The organism is Alteromonas sp. ABH2_165 (assembly GCF_056159945.1).
The window spans coordinates 282,528-301,764 of record NZ_JBSWWF010000008.1 but is presented as its reverse complement, the minus strand read 5'-3'; the positions used below and the strand labels follow the sequence as shown (position 1 = coordinate 301,764).

The 19,237-nt window shown below is 47.8% G+C and carries 12 protein-coding genes and 1 pseudogene; 6 read left to right on the top strand and 7 right to left on the bottom strand.

Going from position 1 to position 19,237, the window contains the following annotated elements; translation table 11 throughout:
• Positions 1-152 precede the first annotated feature (152 nt).
• Positions 153-986, bottom strand: coding sequence for a CDP-diacylglycerol--serine O-phosphatidyltransferase (gene pssA, locus ACXAFQ_RS16755; protein WP_474824569.1), 834 nt, complete (start codon positions 984-986; stop codon positions 153-155).
• Positions 987-1,312: 326 nt separating this feature from the next.
• Here pssA and xdp1 point away from each other — a divergent pair, with 326 nt between their 5' ends.
• Together xdp1 and prsT are read left to right on the top strand one after the other, a co-directional pair.
• A complete protein-coding gene (gene xdp1 / locus ACXAFQ_RS16750; protein WP_474824568.1) occupies positions 1,313-2,239 on the top strand; it encodes an exosortase-dependent surface protein XDP1 in 927 nt (308 codons plus the stop codon).
• Positions 2,240-2,322: 83 nt separating this feature from the next.
• A complete protein-coding gene (prsT, locus tag ACXAFQ_RS16745; RefSeq protein WP_474824567.1) occupies positions 2,323-5,133 on the top strand; it encodes an XrtA/PEP-CTERM system TPR-repeat protein PrsT in 2,811 nt (936 codons plus the stop codon).
• Positions 5,134-5,255: 122 nt separating this feature from the next.
• On the opposite strand, the gene clpB is transcribed toward prsT, so the two are convergent.
• Complete coding sequence (gene clpB, locus ACXAFQ_RS16740) at positions 5,256-7,826, bottom strand: ATP-dependent chaperone ClpB (protein ID WP_474824566.1); 2,571 nt, start codon at positions 7,824-7,826, stop codon at positions 5,256-5,258.
• A gap of 355 nt (positions 7,827-8,181) precedes the next feature.
• Here clpB and ACXAFQ_RS16735 point away from each other — a divergent pair.
• From ACXAFQ_RS16735 to ACXAFQ_RS16725, 3 genes and pseudogenes are all read left to right on the top strand, one after another.
• Positions 8,182-9,645: pseudogene (locus ACXAFQ_RS16735) on the top strand (benzaldehyde dehydrogenase).
• An 11-nt stretch (positions 9,646-9,656) separates the two neighbouring features.
• A complete protein-coding gene (locus tag ACXAFQ_RS16730) occupies positions 9,657-10,778 on the top strand; it encodes an NAD(P)-dependent alcohol dehydrogenase (protein ID WP_474824565.1) in 1,122 nt (373 codons plus the stop codon).
• A gap of 110 nt (positions 10,779-10,888) precedes the next feature.
• Positions 10,889-12,694, top strand: a complete 1,806-nt coding sequence (locus ACXAFQ_RS16725; RefSeq protein ID WP_474824564.1) for a sigma-54-dependent Fis family transcriptional regulator — start codon at positions 10,889-10,891, stop codon at positions 12,692-12,694.
• Here ACXAFQ_RS16725 and pgeF read toward each other — a convergent pair.
• Together pgeF and rluD are read right to left on the bottom strand one after the other, a co-directional pair.
• Positions 12,691-13,437, bottom strand: coding sequence for a peptidoglycan editing factor PgeF (pgeF, locus tag ACXAFQ_RS16720; RefSeq protein WP_474824575.1), 747 nt, complete (start codon positions 13,435-13,437; stop codon positions 12,691-12,693). The genes ACXAFQ_RS16725 and pgeF overlap by 4 nt on opposite strands.
• Before the next feature lie 9 nt (positions 13,438-13,446).
• Positions 13,447-14,430, bottom strand: a complete 984-nt coding sequence (gene rluD / locus ACXAFQ_RS16715; protein ID WP_070126718.1) for a 23S rRNA pseudouridine(1911/1915/1917) synthase RluD — start codon at positions 14,428-14,430, stop codon at positions 13,447-13,449.
• 168 nt (positions 14,431-14,598) lie between these two features.
• On the opposite strand from rluD, the gene ACXAFQ_RS16710 reads away from it, so the two are divergent.
• Complete coding sequence (locus tag ACXAFQ_RS16710; protein ID WP_474824563.1) at positions 14,599-15,366, top strand: outer membrane protein assembly factor BamD; 768 nt, start codon at positions 14,599-14,601, stop codon at positions 15,364-15,366.
• Between the two features lie 69 nt (positions 15,367-15,435).
• Here the strand turns inward: ACXAFQ_RS16710 and ACXAFQ_RS16705 are convergent, their stop codons facing one another.
• From ACXAFQ_RS16705 to ACXAFQ_RS16695, 3 genes are all read right to left on the bottom strand, one after another.
• A complete protein-coding gene (locus ACXAFQ_RS16705) occupies positions 15,436-16,404 on the bottom strand; it encodes a carbohydrate kinase family protein (RefSeq protein WP_474824562.1) in 969 nt (322 codons plus the stop codon).
• Between the two features lie 43 nt (positions 16,405-16,447).
• A complete protein-coding gene (locus tag ACXAFQ_RS16700) occupies positions 16,448-17,788 on the bottom strand; it encodes a carbohydrate porin (protein WP_474824561.1) in 1,341 nt (446 codons plus the stop codon).
• A 119-nt stretch (positions 17,789-17,907) separates the two neighbouring features.
• Positions 17,908-19,107 carry an ROK family transcriptional regulator gene (locus tag ACXAFQ_RS16695; protein ID WP_474824560.1) on the bottom strand — a complete coding sequence of 400 codons (1,200 nt, stop codon included), beginning with the start codon at positions 19,105-19,107 and terminating at the stop codon, positions 17,908-17,910.
• Between the last annotated feature and the right edge of the window lie 130 nt (positions 19,108-19,237).

Sequence of the window (19,237 nt, the reverse complement as noted above, 5' to 3'; positions counted from 1 at the left end):
GCGTTTGACGTTCCCCGTCGAAGTGGTGCGCATTCTACGCTCCAGAGGTTTTTCGTCAACCCCTATCTGTCATAAAAATGAAAAAAGCGACCTATTCGGTCGCTTTTTGTTCAATCATCAAATTAAAGCATCAAATTGCACTGTTTTCAGTGCTATTCAGGTTTCTTACTATTTATGTTGTCGCTATTCTCGTTTTCCTGCTCTGGTGAGACTGATTCTTCATGAGTCGTAAAGTCTGCATCTTTCTCTTCATGATCACCTACGACATCATGAAGTGTCATCTTATCTACCGTTCTAAATGTATTAATAGGCCCTGCTAATGCGTACAAGGCAAACACCAGGAATAAAACAAGTGCAGGCTCGGTCGCCACAACAACAAAGATGAGCATAATGATAAGCAAGGCAACGAAAGGCACTTTTCCATTCCAATTCACTTCCTTAAACGAATTGTATTTAAAGTTACTTACCATGAGTAAACCTGCAGCCCCAGTTACCAAGGCCACGACAACGCCGTAATCATCGCCATTAGCACCGTATTCAACGCCGACCCACACTAGACCAGATACGACGGCAGCGGCAGCTGGACTCGCGAGCCCCTGAAAGAACCGTTTATCAGCAATGCCAACCTGGGTATTGAATCTTGCTAAACGTAATGCTGCACCCGCTACATAGATGAAGGCAGCTAACCAGCCAAATTTACCTAATTCACTTAATCCCCAGTTATACGCCACCAATGCAGGTGCTATACCGAAAGAAACCATATCAGCCATTGAGTCATACTCGGCGCCGAAGGCACTTTGTGTATTCGTCATTCTGGCAGCCCTACCGTCCAGGCCATCGAAAATCATGGCAACAAAAACTGCAACCGCCGCGGCTTCGAAACTCCCGTTCATCGAAGCGACTATTGCATAAAAGCCTGAAAATAATCCGGCTGTGGTAAGAAGATTAGGCAATAGATAAATGCCCTTCCGTTTGGTATCTGTCATACACCCTCTTAAGTTTAAAGCTGACTGGCACATTATTTCATACATCAATTGTGCACGCACGGCTCAAATTCAAAAGCACGCCGAATAACTTAGTATGTGACCACATACGTTAAAAAACGTTTTTTGATCTTACAATAAATAGCTGTATTTAATGAGAAAAATCTGATTTTAGTAGATCTTGCCAATGTCAGTATTTTTTACGTAGGCTATTTCAAACCTAAAATTTTGGCGTAAAAAACCTAATATATTCATAACTTTAAAAGTTGGCACATTTAGTGCTGAGTTGTTTTTGAGGTATGAAATCGAGGTATAAAAGGGGTTTTTAAATGAAATTAAGTAAAATTGCGTCAGTGACGACACTCGTCCTTGCCGCTGCAGCTGCTTCTGCTCCTGCCCATGCTACATGGGGCGGTAAGGGCAGTAATTGGCACAGTGGTTGTGGCAGTGATGGTAATACCGGCTCAGGTTGTAACGCAGCTGATTATTTCGATGATGATCTGAAATATGAGTTGGTATCAGATGGTATTTCTGGAGCAGTAGTAGATGGCGTTACTATCAACGCATCAGCGTATTCAGATACTGCGGGCTTTGTTAGACAAGGCAACTATGGCGATTACAAAATGTATGGTGACGGCATCGTAGAAGCGGCTGATCTAGCACAATACGGTTCTGGCTACGGCGTTGTTAACGCCGATGAAAGTTACCATGAGTCGCCTGAACACTCTGCAGATAACGAATGGGAAGCTTACTGGGCTAGTAAAGACGGTAAGAAAATCGTTAATTACGAAACAGACTTTGATTACATCCTTATTTCTTTTGATGAAGAAGTAAATGTAACAGGTGCAACTTTCAGTTGGCTGTGGGAAGACACTGAAACTCAGGTATCTGTAGCGGCTCTCAGCGATACATCAATGCTAACGTCTGGTGCAAACACTTGGTCAGATATCGCTGGTAGCGCGATGTCTGTTGGCTCGTTCGATGTACTGAACTGTGACGACACTAACCTGGCCATGGTTGATATGGAAAGTGTTTATTCTCAATACTGGATTATAGGTGCGTATAACACTGTATTTGGTGATATCGGGCATACTATGTTCAACGACGGCTTCAAGTTAGCGTCTATTGGTTTCAATGCGAAAGGCGGAGACACTCCTCCAACTAACCCACCAACAGAAGTAACCGAACCTGGTACTTTTGCTATGTTATTCATGGGTGGTGCACTGGCCATGTGGCGTAGAAAGCGTAAAGCATAATCCCAGCGATTACGCTCTACAGGCTTCGTATTTGAAAGGTGGCGTATGCCACCTTTTTTAATTCACTCAAATTCAGGTGTGATATGAATAAACAACGGATTTTAACTTCATTAGTAAGAAACGCGCTCTTCGGTGCCATTGGTATGGTCACGTTCTCTTCTGCGTCGGCAACAACTTTTGAAGACTACGAGCAGGCTTTGGATGCTTATAACAACAAGCGCTACGAAGAATCCTTTGTTCATTTAAAAAATAGCCTGAAAAAAGACCCTGATAATCTGACAGCGAAAATCCTGATGGGTCGATTACTACTGCAAAACGGTTATGTTCGAGCAGCCGAACTGGAATTCCAGGAAGCCATTGATATGGGAGCAGACCTTAACCTGGTTGCTGAGCCTCTCGGTACCGCTTGGTTATTCATGAACCGTTTCAGCGACATTATTGAATTTCAAGACTATAAACGTCTTGGGTCGAAGCAAAAATCTGCATGGCTACAGATACGGGCAACGGCCTGTACCAAATTAGACGATGACAAATGCGCAGGTCAAGCTTATCAAGATATGCTGACAATGCCGTTTAATCACGAGAATGCCTTTACCGGCCTGGCCGCCATTGCCATGCGAGCCGACGATCTGAAAAAAGCTGAAGACTACTTAAACCAATCTAAGTCTATTAATGAAGACAACGCTATATTGTGGCGTCTTATGGGTCAGCTTACTTACCGGAAAGGTGATGTTGATGGCGCAATTACAGACTTTAAACATGCATTAGACATAAGCGCAGACGACCCCATTGCGTTACGTAACCTGGTAAACATTTATATTGCACGTGACGACTTCGAAAGTGCACGCAAATACGTTGACGAAATCATGTCACGTACGCCAGATGATCCACTTGCCATTCTACTCAATAACTGGCTGATGACTCAGGAGCAAACGGTACGTTCTAGTAACACAGAAATGCAGAAGCTCAGCAATACCCTGTCAGAACTGTCTCCTGACGTGGTTGAGTCTCAACCTCTACTGATTTATATCAGCGGCCTCACTGCCTACTTTAACGGCAATATTGAAAAAGCAGTGGGTGACTTTGAGCGTTATTTGAATAAAACGCCAGACGACTTACAGGCAATTAAGCTGCTAGCGAAAGCCTATATTGCCACGCAGCGTCCTAAACTCGCATTGAGTTTACTTGAGAAGAAACAAACACTGCTAATGCAAGACCTCAACGCGGCACTCTTACTTGGTGACTTGCTCATCGACCAGAATAAGAGCTTTCGTGCTGACAGTTTAGTGCGTCTTCTTGAACAAGAATATCCTCGAACGCTGCAATTAGAGTTGTTCAAAATTAAGTTGATGACTGTGCGCGGGCAGCGTGAAGAAGCGTTGGCACTGCTAGAGAAAAACTATGAAAGCCAACAGCTTAATCCAACGTATCTGTTTACGTATACGTCCATGAAGATGCGTTATGGTTTTTATGATGACGCCCACAAGAGTGCAGACGCACTTATCGATATATTTCCAGACAAGGCAGATGTCTATAACCTAAAAGCCAGTCTGTTTATGCAACAAGAAGAATACGATAAGGCCCGCGCACTGCTTAACAAAGCGCTTGAGCTGAATGATAGTAGCTTCTCTGCTCGCTTCAACCTTGCATCGGTAGACGCAAAGACTGGCCATGTTGCTGAATCTCTAACTATTTTGGACGAATTGATCGCCCAAGTGCCTCGTCATGTTCCTTCAAAATTGCTTAAAGCGCAGAACTTATTGCTCCTCGGCGATATGGAAAATGCAATCGCTATTTACAACGACGTATTAGCCCTTCACCCTCGTAATGAAGAGGCTCGGGTGAAACTGGTTCAAATTAGCGCTGGCAAAGGCAACATGAATGATGCGCTGTACCAACTTGAGAAACTGCTCAAGGAAGACTTTGATAACCCAGCCTATCTACTTCAGAAAGCTGACATTCTGACGGGCATGGGCCGCAACGATGAGGCTGAGCAAGCTATTGTGCTAGCCCGCGACGGTATTCAGAACAGTGCGAAGTATCTTCAACGTTACGGCAATATTCTTATCAAGCTTGGTCGTCCGGGAGAGGCACTTGAAAGCTTCCTGAAAGCGCGCGAAATTTCGCCTTACGACAACAGTTTGGCCCTGCATACTGCAAAGCTGCAAATTGCTATGGGTAAAGTGTCAGATGCCGCGGGTACTATTTCATCTAGAATCGACCAAAATCAGAATAATCCTGAATTCTGGTATGTCGCGGGTTTGTTAGCTGAAAGCCGCCAGAGTTTTGATAGAGCAGCGCAAGCATACGGCCGCTCACTGGACCTTGCACCGGTTTACGCGCAACCACTTATCGCCGCTTACAAAATGGCAGAGCGCAACGATTACCCTAAAGGTTTCGTGCCTATTGCGTCGAAGCTGATGAAAGAGCATCCACAATATTTGTTACCAGCAAACCTTCTCGCCCAGTACTTTTACAACGCGGGTGAGTTCGAAAAGTCGGTACCGATTTACGCTCAGTTGGTCAAGTTACCTAATGTGCTTAATAAATCTAAGGTACTGAACCGCCTTGCTGAGATGACAGCCGAAACCAACACTCAGCAAGCAAGTATCTGGATTAAAGAGGCATTTGAATTAAACGCTGCCGACCCCGAGATTTTAGATACGTATGGCTGGGTACTCGCGCAAGAAGGAAAATACGCTGAGAGTCTGGAAATGCTTCGCCGCGCGTTTAGCCGTCATGCAACGAATCCGAAATTGCGCTATCACCTTGGCTATACCCTAACGAAAATGGGTCGCCAAGGGGAAGCTGCCGAACACCTTGAGTTAGCGGCAAATTCCGAATTCGACTTCAATGGTAAAACTGATGCCAAAAAAATGCTGGCGATAAACTAAAATAAAGCCGCTTTAATAAAAAGCCGTGGTACTTCTCAGTACCACGGCTTTTTTGTTTTTCGCGACACGCTAACCACGTTTGAGCGAACCAAAATTGCCTGGTTTACTCAGCCTAAGAACACTTAGACGATAATTAACTCATCATCCCGCACGTCGATGCGAATAGTCGACTCAGGCATTAACACACCAGACAATAACTGTTGCGCTAAAGGGTTCTCTATTTGCGTCTGAATAGCGCGCTTGAGTGGGCGTGCGCCATACACCGGGTCGAAACCGGCATCCGCCAATTTGTCCATGGCAGCACCAGACAATTCCAGTTTGTAACCTTTTTCGATTAAGCGCTGACGTAAGGAGGCAAGCTGGATTTTAGCTATCGATTTAATCTGCTCTTTGCCCAGCGGATGGAACACGACGAGATCATCCACCCGGTTAATGAATTCCGGTCTAAAATGCTGACTCACTACGCCCATCACACGCTGCTTCATTTCGTCGTATTGACTGACATCATGGGTGTCTTGAATGACATCAGAACCTAAGTTCGACGTCATGATGACAACGGTGTTCTTGAAGTCGACCGTACGTCCCTGCCCGTCGGTAAGGCGGCCATCATCCAGTACCTGAAGCAGAATGTTAAACACATCCGGATGGGCCTTTTCAACTTCATCCAGCAGGATCACAGAGTAAGGCTTACGTCTGACCGCTTCTGTCAGATAACCGCCTTCTTCATATCCTACATAACCCGGAGGCGCACCGACTAGTCGGGACACAGAGTGCTTCTCCATAAACTCGGACATATCAATGCGCACCAACGCTTCTTCGGTATCGAACAGAAAGCCAGCCAACGCTTTAGAAAGCTCTGTTTTACCGACACCCGTCGGGCCGAGGAACAGGAAAGAACCAATGGGTCGATTTGGATCGGCAAGACCGGCCCGAGACCTGCGGATCGCGTTTGAAACGGCACTTACCGCCTCAGCCTGGCCCACGACGCGGGTATGGAGAACATCTTCCATACGCAGCAGTTTGTCACGCTCACCCTCAAGCATTTTGGCTACTGGAATACCGGTCCAACGTGAAAGCACATCGGCTATTTCTACATCGGTCACTTTGTTTTTCAGCAACAGCGTTTCCCGCGTCTCATTCTCTGCCGCCTTTTCCAGCTTCATTTCAAGCTCGGGAATACGGCCATATTGCAATTCGGACATGCGGTTTAGATCAGAGGCACGGCGGGCAATTTCCAAATCCAGTTTTGCTTGCTCTAGTTCAGTCTTGATAGACTGCGTGCCCTGCATGGCGTCTTTTTCTTCACGCCATATTTTATCCAGATCGCCAAATTTGGTTTCTGCCTGCTCACGTTCCAACTCGATCATTTCAAGTCGTTTATGACTGGCGTCGTCGGTTTCTTTTGCCAGCGCCTGCTCTTCCAACTTAAGCTGAATAATACGACGTTCTAATCTGTCCATTTCTTCTGGCTTAGAGTCGATTTGCAAACGGATGCTTGAAGCCGCTTCATCAATCAAATCGATAGCTTTGTCAGGCAACTGACGGTCACTGATGTAACGATGCGACAACGTAGCCGCCGCGACAATGGCCGGATCGGTAATATCTACCGAGTGATGGAGTTCATAACGCTCTTTCAAACCACGCAGAATAGCAATGGTATCCTCAACACTTGGTTCGTCTACCAGTACCTTCTGGAAGCGACGCTCAAGCGCGGCATCCTTTTCGATATACTGACGGTATTCATCTAGCGTAGTGGCACCCACGCAGTGAAGTTCACCACGTGCCAGTGCGGGCTTGAGCATGTTACCCGCATCCATGGCCCCCTCGCCTTTGCCGGCGCCGACCATGGTGTGTAACTCGTCGATGAATAAGATCACCCGGCCTTCTTCTTTAGCGAGCTCATTGAGCACCGCTTTTAAGCGCTCTTCAAACTCACCACGGAATTTCGCTCCCGCCACCAGCGCGCCCATATCCAGCGATAGCACACGCTTGTCTTTAAGACCTTCGGGCACTTCACCGTTAATAATACGCTGTGCTAAGCCTTCAACAATGGCGGTTTTACCTACACCTGGTTCACCAATCAACACGGGGTTATTTTTGGTACGCCGCTGCAGAACCTGCACGGTGCGACGAATTTCATCATCACGGCCAATGACCGGATCGAGCTTGCCCTGCTCTGCCCGCTCTGTCAGATCAGTAGTGTATTTTTCCAGTGCTTGGCGTACATCTTCGGCATTCGGATCTGTCACTTTCTGACCACCACGCATTTTGTCGATAGCGCTTTCCAGCTGGTCACGGGTGATGTTTAAACTTCGCAACAATTCGCCAAGCTTGCCTTTATCGTCTAACGCTGCCAGTACAAAAATTTCTGACGTGATGTATTCATCTTTTCTCTGCTGTGCAATTTTGTCACACAGGTTTAGCAAAATGCCGTTTTCTTTGCTGAGCTGCACATCGCCGCCAATCCCTTCAACGCGGGGAAGACGCTCGATAGCTTCGGCCAAAGAAGAACGTAATGCATTCACATTTACGTGGGCCTGATCGAGAAGCGGGCGCACTGAGCCGCCTTGTTGATTCAGCATGGCTGTCATCAGGTGCACGGGCTCAATAAACTGATGATCACGACCCAGTGCCAATGACTGTGCGTCGGATATCGCTAATTGAAACTTACTGGTAAATCTATCTAATCGCATGAAAAGCCCCCTGCAAAAGTAGTGCTATTTAAATAGGTATCGCACACATGCTATTCAAGTTCATTACGCAAAAAATTAGTGATGAACCTTTCCATTCATTGATGTCAGTCAATCTTTTTAATGGGTCATTTCTATTTTTCTTTCCACTATCGAAAAATTTACAAACGGCTCTCGCGTTTCGCAAAAGGCGTTCAGGTTATGAACATGCCAGACATTCACATTGTTCACTAGCTGGACATATACGGTACCTATTGCCCAAAAACCGCGGCTGGCACAAGTGATGCTGTTAATAAGATGTACATCGACACCGATGAATAAATCACTGGCTCTGTGAGCCTAAACGAAAGAGGTTGTAATGACAGAATCATTCATTGCCAATGCGGTTTGGCAGGAAAAACTCTTTACCGGCAAATGGGTATCTGGTTCAGCCAAGCCGGTTTTTGTGACTGAACCTGCGTCTGGAAAAGAACTTGGACAAATCGCCATGGCGAGTCCAGAAGATGTGAGCCAAAGCTGTACTGCAGCGAAAAAAGCGTTCCCCGTCTGGTCTGCCACCCACTTTGAAGAGCGAGCTGCTGTATTGCGCAAAGCCGCTCAGGTGATGCAAGAGCACTTTAACGACATCACCGATGTGTTGATCCGCGAAAGTGGTTCAATTCGAGCAAAGGCCGAATTTGAAGTTTCACTCAGTATAAAAGTGCTGAACGAAAGCGCAGCCTTGCCTTCACAAAGTCAAGGAGAAGTCTTACCTGCCGCGCCGGGTAAAATTAGTATCGCCCGTCGTAAACCTTTAGGTGTGGTTGGCGTTATCTCGCCATTTAACTTTCCACTGTATCTGGCCATTCGTGCGGTTGCTCCGGCGCTTGCAGTGGGTAATGCGGTTGTACTTAAACCTGATCCCCGAACCGCCGTGTGCGGTGGCGTAACTATCGCTCGGGTGTTCGAATTAGCCGGGTTACCTGAAGGTATACTGCATATGTTACCAGGTGATGGCGCAGCCGGTGCCACATTAACCTAACACCCGGATGTGGCGATGATTCAGTTTACTGGCTCGACCAACGCGGGTAAAAACGTAGGCGAAGCTGCCAGCCGCCATCTCAAAAAAGTGTCGCTGGAGCTGGGAGGAAAGAACTCTCTGATTATTCTAGATGATGCCGACATCGATCTTGCTATCGCAAACGCGACCTGGGGCGCCTGGTTACACCAGGGGCAAATTTGTATGTCTACCGGCCGCATTCTTGTGCAGCGTAAAATTTATCAGGCGTTTGTCAGTAAGCTGGCAGAAAAAGCCAAGCAACTGCCAGTGGGAGATCCTGCCACCGAGCAGGTCGCACTGGGCCCAATCATTAATGAGCAACAGCGCGATAACATTAGCCGAATTCTCAAAGCGGCAGTAGAAGGTGGCGCCAAAATAGAAGCTGGCGGCGATTATTCCTGTTTGTTTTTCCAACCGACAGTGCTCAGCGGTGTGACGCCGGAAAGTCCGGCATTTAATGAAGAAATTTTTGGTCCGGTTGCCGTTGTTATTCCGTTCGATACTGACGAGGAAGCAGCGCAACTGGCGAATCAAACCGAGTATGGCTTATCAGCGGGCATCATCGCGACCAATGTGGGGCGGGCGCTCAACTTAAGTCAGCAACTCAACACGGGTCTGCTTCATATCAATGATCAGACTGTCAATGATGAGGTGGTTAATCCATTTGGTGGAACCGGGGCATCCGGCAACGGCACCAGTGTGGGCGGCGCTGCGAATTGGGAAGAATTCACCCAATGGCAATGGCTGACTATCCAATCTGAAGCCCCTCGTTATCCATTATAAGGAATAAGGTAATGTCTGAAATTACGCAAATTCGCGCGGCAGTGACTCGCGCCAAAGGCGCCCCTTTTGAATTAGAAGAGGCGAAAATCCGTGCACCGAAAGACGATGAAGTATTGGTTAAAATAGTGGCAACCGGTATGTGCCACACTGATATGATTGTGCGTGATCAATACTATCCCGTCCCTCTTCCTGCAGTTTTAGGCCACGAGGGTTCCGGGGTGATTACGGCGGTGGGCCCGCTGGTAAAAGACCTTGAGGTGGGCGACCACGTGGTACTCACTTTCGGTTACTGCACACATTGTAAACCCTGTAATCACGGTCATGCCACCTATTGCCAGGAATTCTATCCTCGCAACTTCAGTGGCGTAGGAACAGATGGCGAAACCGCTATTCAAGATGCCAATGGTAAACCGCTGCACGATCACTTCTTTGCCCAGTCGTCCTTTGCCACCTATGCACTGAGTTTGGAAAGTAACGCCATCAAGGTAAGTAAAGACGCCAAATTGGAGCTGCTAGGTCCGCTCGGTTGCGGTATTCAAACCGGTGCTGGTGCGGTAATTAATTCACTAAAAGTCACGCCGGGTAGCAGTTTTGTGTCTTATGGTTCAGGTGCGGTAGGCTTATCATCAGTAATGGCGGCACGGGTTGCCGGCGCCACCACGATTATTGCAACCGACGTGGTTGAATCCCGTCTTGAACTGGCAAAGGAACTGGGTGCAACCCATGTTATTAACAGTAAAGACGAAGACGTGATTGAACGGGTAAAAGAAATTACCGGTGGTGGCGCCGACTTTGCCCTTGAGTCAACCGGCCGCCCTGCGGTGTTAAGACAAGGGATTGATGCCCTGGGGCTGATGGGCACCATTGGTGTAGTCGGTGCGCCAGCATTAGGAACCGATGCTACCTTTGACGTAAATGATGTGCTGCTCGGCGGTAAATCGATTCGCGGTATCGTTGAAGGTGATTCCACCCCAAAAACCTTCATTCCACAACTTGTAGAATTGTTTAATCAAGGCCGCTTTCCCTTCGATAAATTAGTTAAATTCTACGAATTTGGCGATATCAATCAGGCTGCTGAAGATAGCGAAAAAGGCATAACCTTGAAGCCCATCATCAAAATCGGCGAACTGTAAACTTGCCGCCACAGGAAGGGGTGAAATCACTCCTTCCTGCTATCAATAGCCAACTGACAATTTTACATTGTGATAACATCGGCACCAGATAAACTGGTAAAGGTGTTGCCGTGTTCAATAATCATGATCAAGAACTTATGATAAATCCTGATTTGCTGGATGATGCAAGGCGCCAGTTATTATTGGGGCACCCTCTTCCAGAGAATCTGTTACCGGATGCGGTAGCCCGTTCATGGCAGCGCTCCCGGGATGCGGGTTTACACCCCTGGGAAAGCCGGTTAGTAAACCGAGTAAATGACGACTATCCACTGTCAGAAACCGATGAACACTTAGCAGCCACCGCCCAACCGGAAATAGACCGTTTATGGGACGTGTTCGGTGGTGAAGATTGGTGTCTTTTCTGTGTAAATAGTGACGCGGTGATAGTGCGGAGCAAAACCAATGCCGGGACTCCGCCGCTGAGCATGCTTAAGACAGGTGTACGTGTGCAGGAAGCAGATATCGGTACCACGGCGCCAGCATGCACTTTGCGGGAAAAGAGGGCTTTTGTCTTCACCGGACCGCAGCATTATTTAAAAGAATTTGATCGGTTTTTCTGTGTATCGGTGCCTGTTTTCGGGCCTGACAATCAACTTGCCGGAGCCCTCGATATGACGGGCATTGGCGAACGTAATACCCAGGTTGTGTTCGAACAGCTGCGCTTATCGGCAATGGCAATAGAAAACCAATTATTCACCGATCACTATGCAGGTTGTGATATTTTCAGTATTCAGTCATCTCCCACATTATTGAACACACCCTTTCAAGGTTTAGTTGCTTTGTCAGCAAACGGCGATTTTATGGCCGCCAGTCACTCTGCAAGACAATTGCTTCAACTACGCATTTCTTCCCGGTCATTACCGTTTAATCAGAGCAGCCTGAAAAACCTCGGTGCCAGAACCGAAAAACGCGCTTTACCCGATGGCACCTATATCTATGTGCGCAATCTTGCCGCTGGTGTCACCACATTTAGAAATGCCCCGCAACAAAGCTATGTGCCGGTAAGTGTGAGTACCGAACCGGCCATCGAAAAGCAATTCGGAATTGCGGTAAAAGCGTGCAAAGCCGATATTCCCATTATGATTACCGGCGAGACCGGTACAGGTAAAGAAGTCTTCGCCAAAGCACTACACGATACTATTGATGCTGACTCGCCCTTTATTGCAATTAACTGTTCAGCGATGCCCGAAAACTTAATTGAATCGGAATTATTCGGTTACGAAGAAGGCAGTTTTACCGGCGCTAAAAAAGGTGGGGCGAGAGGAAAATTGGAAGACGCGAATGGTGGCACTCTATTACTTGATGAAATTGGTGACATGCCACTTCGACTACAAACCCGCTTACTCCGTTTTTTACAAGAGCGACAAATCACCCGCATCGGCAGCTCAATGATTCGCCCGCTATCAATTCGCATTATTTGCGCTACCCACAGAGATTTACCGGCTATGGTGGCAAAGCAGATGTTCCGCGAAGACTTATATTATCGCCTGAAAGGTATGCAGGTAAAGTTGCCGCCACTGCATCTTCGTCAGGACTTACGCCGATTGATCACGACCATCGTGGCATCGTTCAACCACGCTGAAATTACTGAAGATGCCATGCAGTGGCTGATCAATCAGCCCTGGCCGGGCAACATTAGGCAATTGAGACAAACCATTCATTTAGCTACGGTAATCGCTGATGGAGAGAAAGCGCTAAGACCTGAGCATTTTGTCGAATTCGACGCCCAACCTCAGGAATTAGAGCCGCTAACGTTGGCTAATATTGAGAAAAATGCCATTGAGGCCGCGGTGCAGCGCCACCATGGAAATCTCACTGCGGCGGCGCGTGAACTGGGAATATCCCGCACAACGCTATATAAAAAGCGAGAAAATTAACTCGGCTCTATGGCTTTAATACCAATAACAGAGACCATTCTGCCAGTGGTTTGATGGTATTGATGGGTTGCACGGCGGTGAGAAAAAAAACGTGTTTCGTCGCGATAAGTGCATAACCCTGAGTTCACCACATGCTCTACACCACAAGCCGCTAATTGTTTGGCCGCTATGCCAGCCAAATCAAGTAAAGACTTTCCGGCGACACCGGCGGGCTTAATTACATCGTCGTATTGAGCAAATCGACTCGCAAGGGAATCGGGCACTTCATAACACGCCTGACTGATAGCAGGGCCGATCCAGGCGAGTAAATCCTGACTAGAGGCATGCAGTCGTTTAACGGTTTCGGCAATTATCTGACCTTCCAAACCCTGCCAGCCAGCATGAACCGCTGCGACTTCTGTTCCCGCTTTGTTAGTAAACAATACGGGAACACAATCGGCGGTCATGATTGCGCAGGCAACATCTGGCGTTCGACTGAATGATGCATCCGCATCAATGGCACCGGCTTCAAGTGATAGTAATGTGGCATCCAGTTCTACGACCGTATTGCCATGTACTTGGTTTAGCCATATCAGCCTATCAGATTCCGGTAAGCCCGCACGATTTGCAAGCACATGGCTGGCATTGTCACCAACATGTAGGCCCACGTTTCGTCCTGCATAGACACCGGTGCTTTCCCCACCCGGTCGGGTCGAGGTATAGGCAACGATGTTTGATGGCGCGGGCCAATCTGGAACAATCATCGATAACAATTAATAGTCGTCCATGCCTTTAATTTTAGTGTCTTCCCGTACAGTGGCAATCAGCTGAACCATGTCATCAGGAAGCGGCGCCTGCCAGGTCATCCATTCATCGGTCTCAGGATGAAACAGCGATAACTGTGCCGCGTGAAGCGCCTGACGAGGGAAAGCGCGTAATACTTCAACACACTCTTCTGTCGCACCTTTTGGCAAACGTGTTCTGCCACCATACGCCGTATCGCCTACCAACGGATGCTTAAGGTGCGCCATGTGCACGCGGATCTGGTGTGTACGGCCGGTTTCCAGTTTCAGGCGTAGATGCGTGTGCGCGCGAAATTTTTCAATAACACGATAGTGAGTTACTGCCGGCTTACCGGTTTCACGAACGGCCATTAACGTTCGTTTCGTTGCATGTCTGCCAATAGGCTGATCAACAATGCCACCTGCAACCATTGTGCCGTATGCCAACGCTTCATATTCCCGGCTCATCACCCGGTCTTGAAGTTGATTTACCAAATGCGTTTGCGCCGGTACGGTCTTCGCCACCACCATTAATCCGGTGGTATCTTTATCCAAACGATGCACGATGCCCGCACGGGGAACAACATCGATACCAGGCACATGCGCCAACAAAGCATTCAGCAAAGTACCATCCTGGTTGCCCGCACCAGGGTGAACCACCAGATCAGCGGGCTTATTAATGATTAAAATCGAATCATCTTCATAAACAATGTTTAAATCTATTTTCTGTGGCAGGCTGGCGGTCTGCACTTCCATTTCGGCTTTAACCTGAATAAATTCATCACCACACATTTTTTGACGTGGTGTGGTTAAAACGTCACCATCTACCGTGACATTGCCATCCAGAATCCAATTTTTTAGCTTTGACCGTGAATATTCAGGGAACAAATCAGCCAAAACCTGATCTAACCTCAGACCAAAATGACGTGATTCAGTGTTAGCCTCAAGTTTGACGGTATTATCAGACTGGGTCATATAACTCTTTCGCTGTTACAAAAAACGCATTATACCAACTCTTGCGCAGGTTAAATCGGAAAGTTTCCGGTTTTTGTGTGGAGTTTGCGTATTCGAGTGCGCTAGAATGCCTCTTACTAAATGCAGTAATAGACGTATCAGTCGGTTAAGCAGGAATAGACAACAGATATGAAACCAATTCGATTAATGATGCCACTGGTAGTGGGCGTCATGATTAGCGTGACGGGCTGTAGCTCATCTGACGATTCAGAAGAACGCGCAAGACTGGCCAACATGGGCTCTCAGCAAATGTACGACCATGCGAAACGCAGCATGTCAGTAGGTAACTTTGGGCAAGCCGCAACCACCCTCAGCGAACTGGATTCACGTTATCCGTTTGGTCCTTTGTCTAATCAGGTGCAACTTGATCTGATTTACAGCTACTACAAGTCAGGAAAAATTGACGAGACGTTGGCGACTATCGATCGCTTCATTCGTTTGAACCCTAATCACTCTGATGTTGACTACGCCTACTATATGCGTGGGCTAACCAACATGGAATCAGACGCCAACCTGTTTCAAGAGATGATGCAAATCGACCGTTCAGACCGCGATCCAACAAAAGCACGAGAAGCGTTTGAAGATTTTCGCCGTTTGATTCTGCAATATCCTGACAGCAAATACGCCGTTGATGCCAAAAAGCGCATGATGTTTATTAAACAACGTTTGGCGAAATATGAAATTGCCATCGCCCGTTTTTATATGCGCCGTGAAGCCTATGTTGCCGCTGCGAATCGTGGCCGCTATGTACTGGAAAATTACTCCAATACCGACCAGGTGCAAGAAGCACTTGAAATCATGGTTTCCAGCTACGACCTGTTAGGTCTGAACGAGCTTAAAGAAAACGCCATGAAAACGCTGAAACTGAATTTCCCAGACAGTGATTTTATTGGCTAAACGCCCTGCCTACATACAAAAAAGCCGGATTACTTTCTAAAGTAATCCGGCTTTTTTTATACATGAATATTACTGCACGAAGTCATTCATGTGCGATTGGTCGGGCAGCGCGTCGAACGCACCATAACGTGCTACAGCAACAGCACCGCATTGGGTAGCAAACCGCAGTGTTGTTAGAATATGTTCAAAGTTTCCTGCCCACTGCACAAATGAATGTCGGTTTTCCACAGCGTTTGACATCATAAACAAGAATCCACCCACGAAAGCGTCTCCGGCTGCGGTAGTGTCAACAGCCTCTGCCTCGGGAACGGGAAACGTGCCATCTGTGTCCCGGGTATAAAACGACACGGGTTTCGCGCCATTGGTTAATAAAATCAATGAAACACCGCTGTCTAGCCATTGCTGAATTTTACTGTCGACCTGACTTTCACCATACAATTCGACAAGTTCTTCCCGGCTCGCCTTTATCATGTCTACTTTGCCTGCCGCATCGCTGATAACTTCTGGCGCCAATGCCACGTTATCCCAGAATGCCGGACGGTAATTAATATCCAAACAAAGTACACTTTCTGCATCAGTAAATTGCTTGAGTCCGGCTTCGGTAACCTGTCGTAGCGCAGAGGTACTGAAAGACCCTGAGCAAAAACTCACTATTCGCGGGCGGTCAAATAGCGCGGATACCAAATCAGCTTCGGTTAGGTCGGTATGGGCGGCATTATCAATATAAAAATCGAAAGAGCGCTCACCCTCATCATCAAGACCTACGAATGCCAGCGCCGTTTTGCCTTTGTCAGAAAAAGCCGTGAATGTGGTATCGACGCCAAGTTCAGTTAACGTTTGATGTAAGTAATGTCCAAATTGATCTTTACCTAACTTTCCAAAAAGCGCGCTGTCTCCACCTAACTTAGCTACTGCCACAGCGACGTTCGCCGGCGCACCACCGGCAAATTTTCGGAAACTTTCAATCGTGCCGCTGCCGTTTTGCTCTTTGGTTGCAAGCATGTCGATTAATGCTTCCCCCATACACAATACCTGCATGTACTGTCTCCCGTTAACGTTTCAGACAATCATCTGATTAATATTAAAAAAGTAGACCCGCCAGGTCGACGTCCAGTCGTAAACCCACCACCCACGCATCAGGTAAATCTTCAGCGCGTGACCGCTCATTAAACTGATCGGGGTTGATGATGTAATGCAGGTTTGGCTGAATTCGAATGTGGTCATTAAACTGAATACCGTAGCTCAACTCCATCATTGTCTGACTGCTCGCAGGCATTCCTACGCCACCGTTCAACATCCTGAGCAGCGCCTGGTCTTCGAGGGCGTCGTCGCTATACTGCTGACGGGTTATCACAAACCCAATGGTGTCTTCGTCTCGTCCAGCAAAGGTGCCATGTTTAACAAATCCTGCTTTGATAAAGTAATCTTGCGTTAGCTCACCGGAAAGCCCAGTCAGAAACGCGCCAAAAACGGTAACGCTACGTTGAGAATTCAAATCTGGCCGCAACACAGTTTGTTCAAAACGCACAAAAGCACCTGAACGACCATTTCGTGTGGCATAGTCTTCAGCCGTTACTGCGGCAAAATCACCATTGCTGTCACGGGCTGGATCGGTATAGTCAGCACCATCGTACCAACCACCAATTTCATACTGCCGCGGATAGCTATCATTTTCCCAACTGGTTCTGTAACCCAGCGTTAACGGTACTATTACACCGGTTGATCCTGACGTGCGCCAGTCAAAACCATGATCGCCTGGTCGCTGATGCACGGTATTCTCTTCGTACACACCAGCATGAAAATACATCTTGTCATTGATGTTGTACTGGGCATGTCCTCCCCAACTCGAAACCGGCCACCAGGTAAAGTTACTCGTACGAAAAACGAAGGTTGGATTACCGCAGGCTGCGTTGGTCTGAAAATACTGGCATAACGATGAGCCAAGGAAACTGATGTTCGCCACGGTCCTGCCCGCTTCTACCTGAAGCTGACCATCGAAGAATGTTTTTTCAATGGTTAACCGGGCTAAGCGGGAGCTTTGTCCACCGTAAATTTCCTGCACCGAGGTACTATTACCAATGTAGTTTTGAGCCAGGTTCTGGCCATGACGATTCGTCAGCGCAACATGAATTTGGGTATCTTTCCATTCGACGGCCTTTTCCATATCGAAATCTGCGCCAAGGAAAAGTTGCCCGGCGTAGGCACTTCCGCGTTGCTCACCACCTTTCACATTGGCAGCCGCTTCCCCGGTGTACGCTGCTTGCCAGTGAATATAATCCATGCTGTTTTCAGCGGCAGTGGCTACGGAAGAATGACCCAGGCTGAATGCCAAAATGCCAGAAGAAACAACGCCCATCATTGGCATTACATTCATCATCGCCTGGTACAGACGTGGCTTCATTGAAATGCTTTTTCTGCTCATATTACGTCCTAACTGGGTGTAATCAGTAGGCACAACTCGATTACACCGTATTAACAGAGGTTCTGGAAGCGCAATGTAAAGCAGGTGAAAATTTAAATCAACTTTTATTATTTAATTATTTACAAACTAAATTGGGCAAGTAAGGGCAGGTTCGCACAGCCGAGTGCCCGCGCTTCAGCACCTACGGTACCGGGAAGGAAAGCAAGAGAAGACAAGCCCCGCAAGTCGGCCTGTTGGTAGTGATGTTTACATCGCGCCAGCAATTGTTGCTTAACGGACAGTGGCAACGCCCCTTCTATAACAACGGCGTCTAAATCCAAAAAGGCGTGGGCACTAATGGCTGCATGGACAATCCCTTCAGCAACCGACGCTATCCAACCACTTAAACCGGGAAGGTCCTCAGGCCAGTTTTGCTGACGGCCGTGCATAAAGCTGGTATCCACACCGGCTTCTTCGAGTTGTTTTTCAAGCAGATAAACCGATGCCACGTCAAGTAGCTGCTTGCTGTTACCGGCATAGGTGAAAGGTAAGGAACCTACCGCTCCACCATTGCCGCTTCGGCCTACATGTAGTTGCCGGTTTAGTACCATGCCGCCACCAATAAACGTCCCCACGAAGCAGTATAGGTAGTCGCTAAGCTGCCGGTGCTGTCCAAACCAAAGCTCTGCGGCACAGGCTGCAGTATCGTCGTTACAAAGATAAACCGGTAAATCGACAATCGATTGGATTGCCGCCAGTACATCGTACCCTTTCCACTTCGCGAGCTTATCCGCCGGCGCCCCCGCCTGTTCGCTCCAACGCCAAATTTCAAAGGGCATAGCAATGCCAACCCCGCTAACCCGGCCAACTTCGTCTTCGTCCAGCGTAGACAAAATGGCCTTTAGACCTCTTGATGCGAACCGTTCCATGGCTTCTACACACGGATATTGCCAATGCTCACAGAGTGAAGCACGCACGGTGCCACAAAAATCAATGAGTGAAATCTGCATACTACGACGGCCAATTTTTAACCCTAGACCATAGGCCCCCTTAGCACGCAAATAAAACGGCACGCTAGGCTGACCGCGCTTGCCCCGGTGTGGCTCACCTCGCTGCAGCAAGCCGTCTTCTTCCAGCCGATTGATGATGACAGTGGCGGCCTGGGCTGATAATCCGGTTTCTTTTGCTATTAGCGCTTTCGGTAACTGCTGATGATGTCGGATGAGGGTAAGAATGCGCCGCTCATTCAAGGCTCTGAGGCCTGACTGCCCTTTGGCTTTAGTGCTTTGCTGCCATACGGCTGACGTGGCATTGGGTTCCTGATGGGCTGAATTCGGCATAACAACACTCTTATTTACATTAAATCAACAGCCTATAGTAGACCGTCAAACCCCTGATGCCCAGTATTAGTTAGACATCCGCTAACACCCGGCCTAGATCAAAAGAAAACAGATTAAATAAATTATGTTG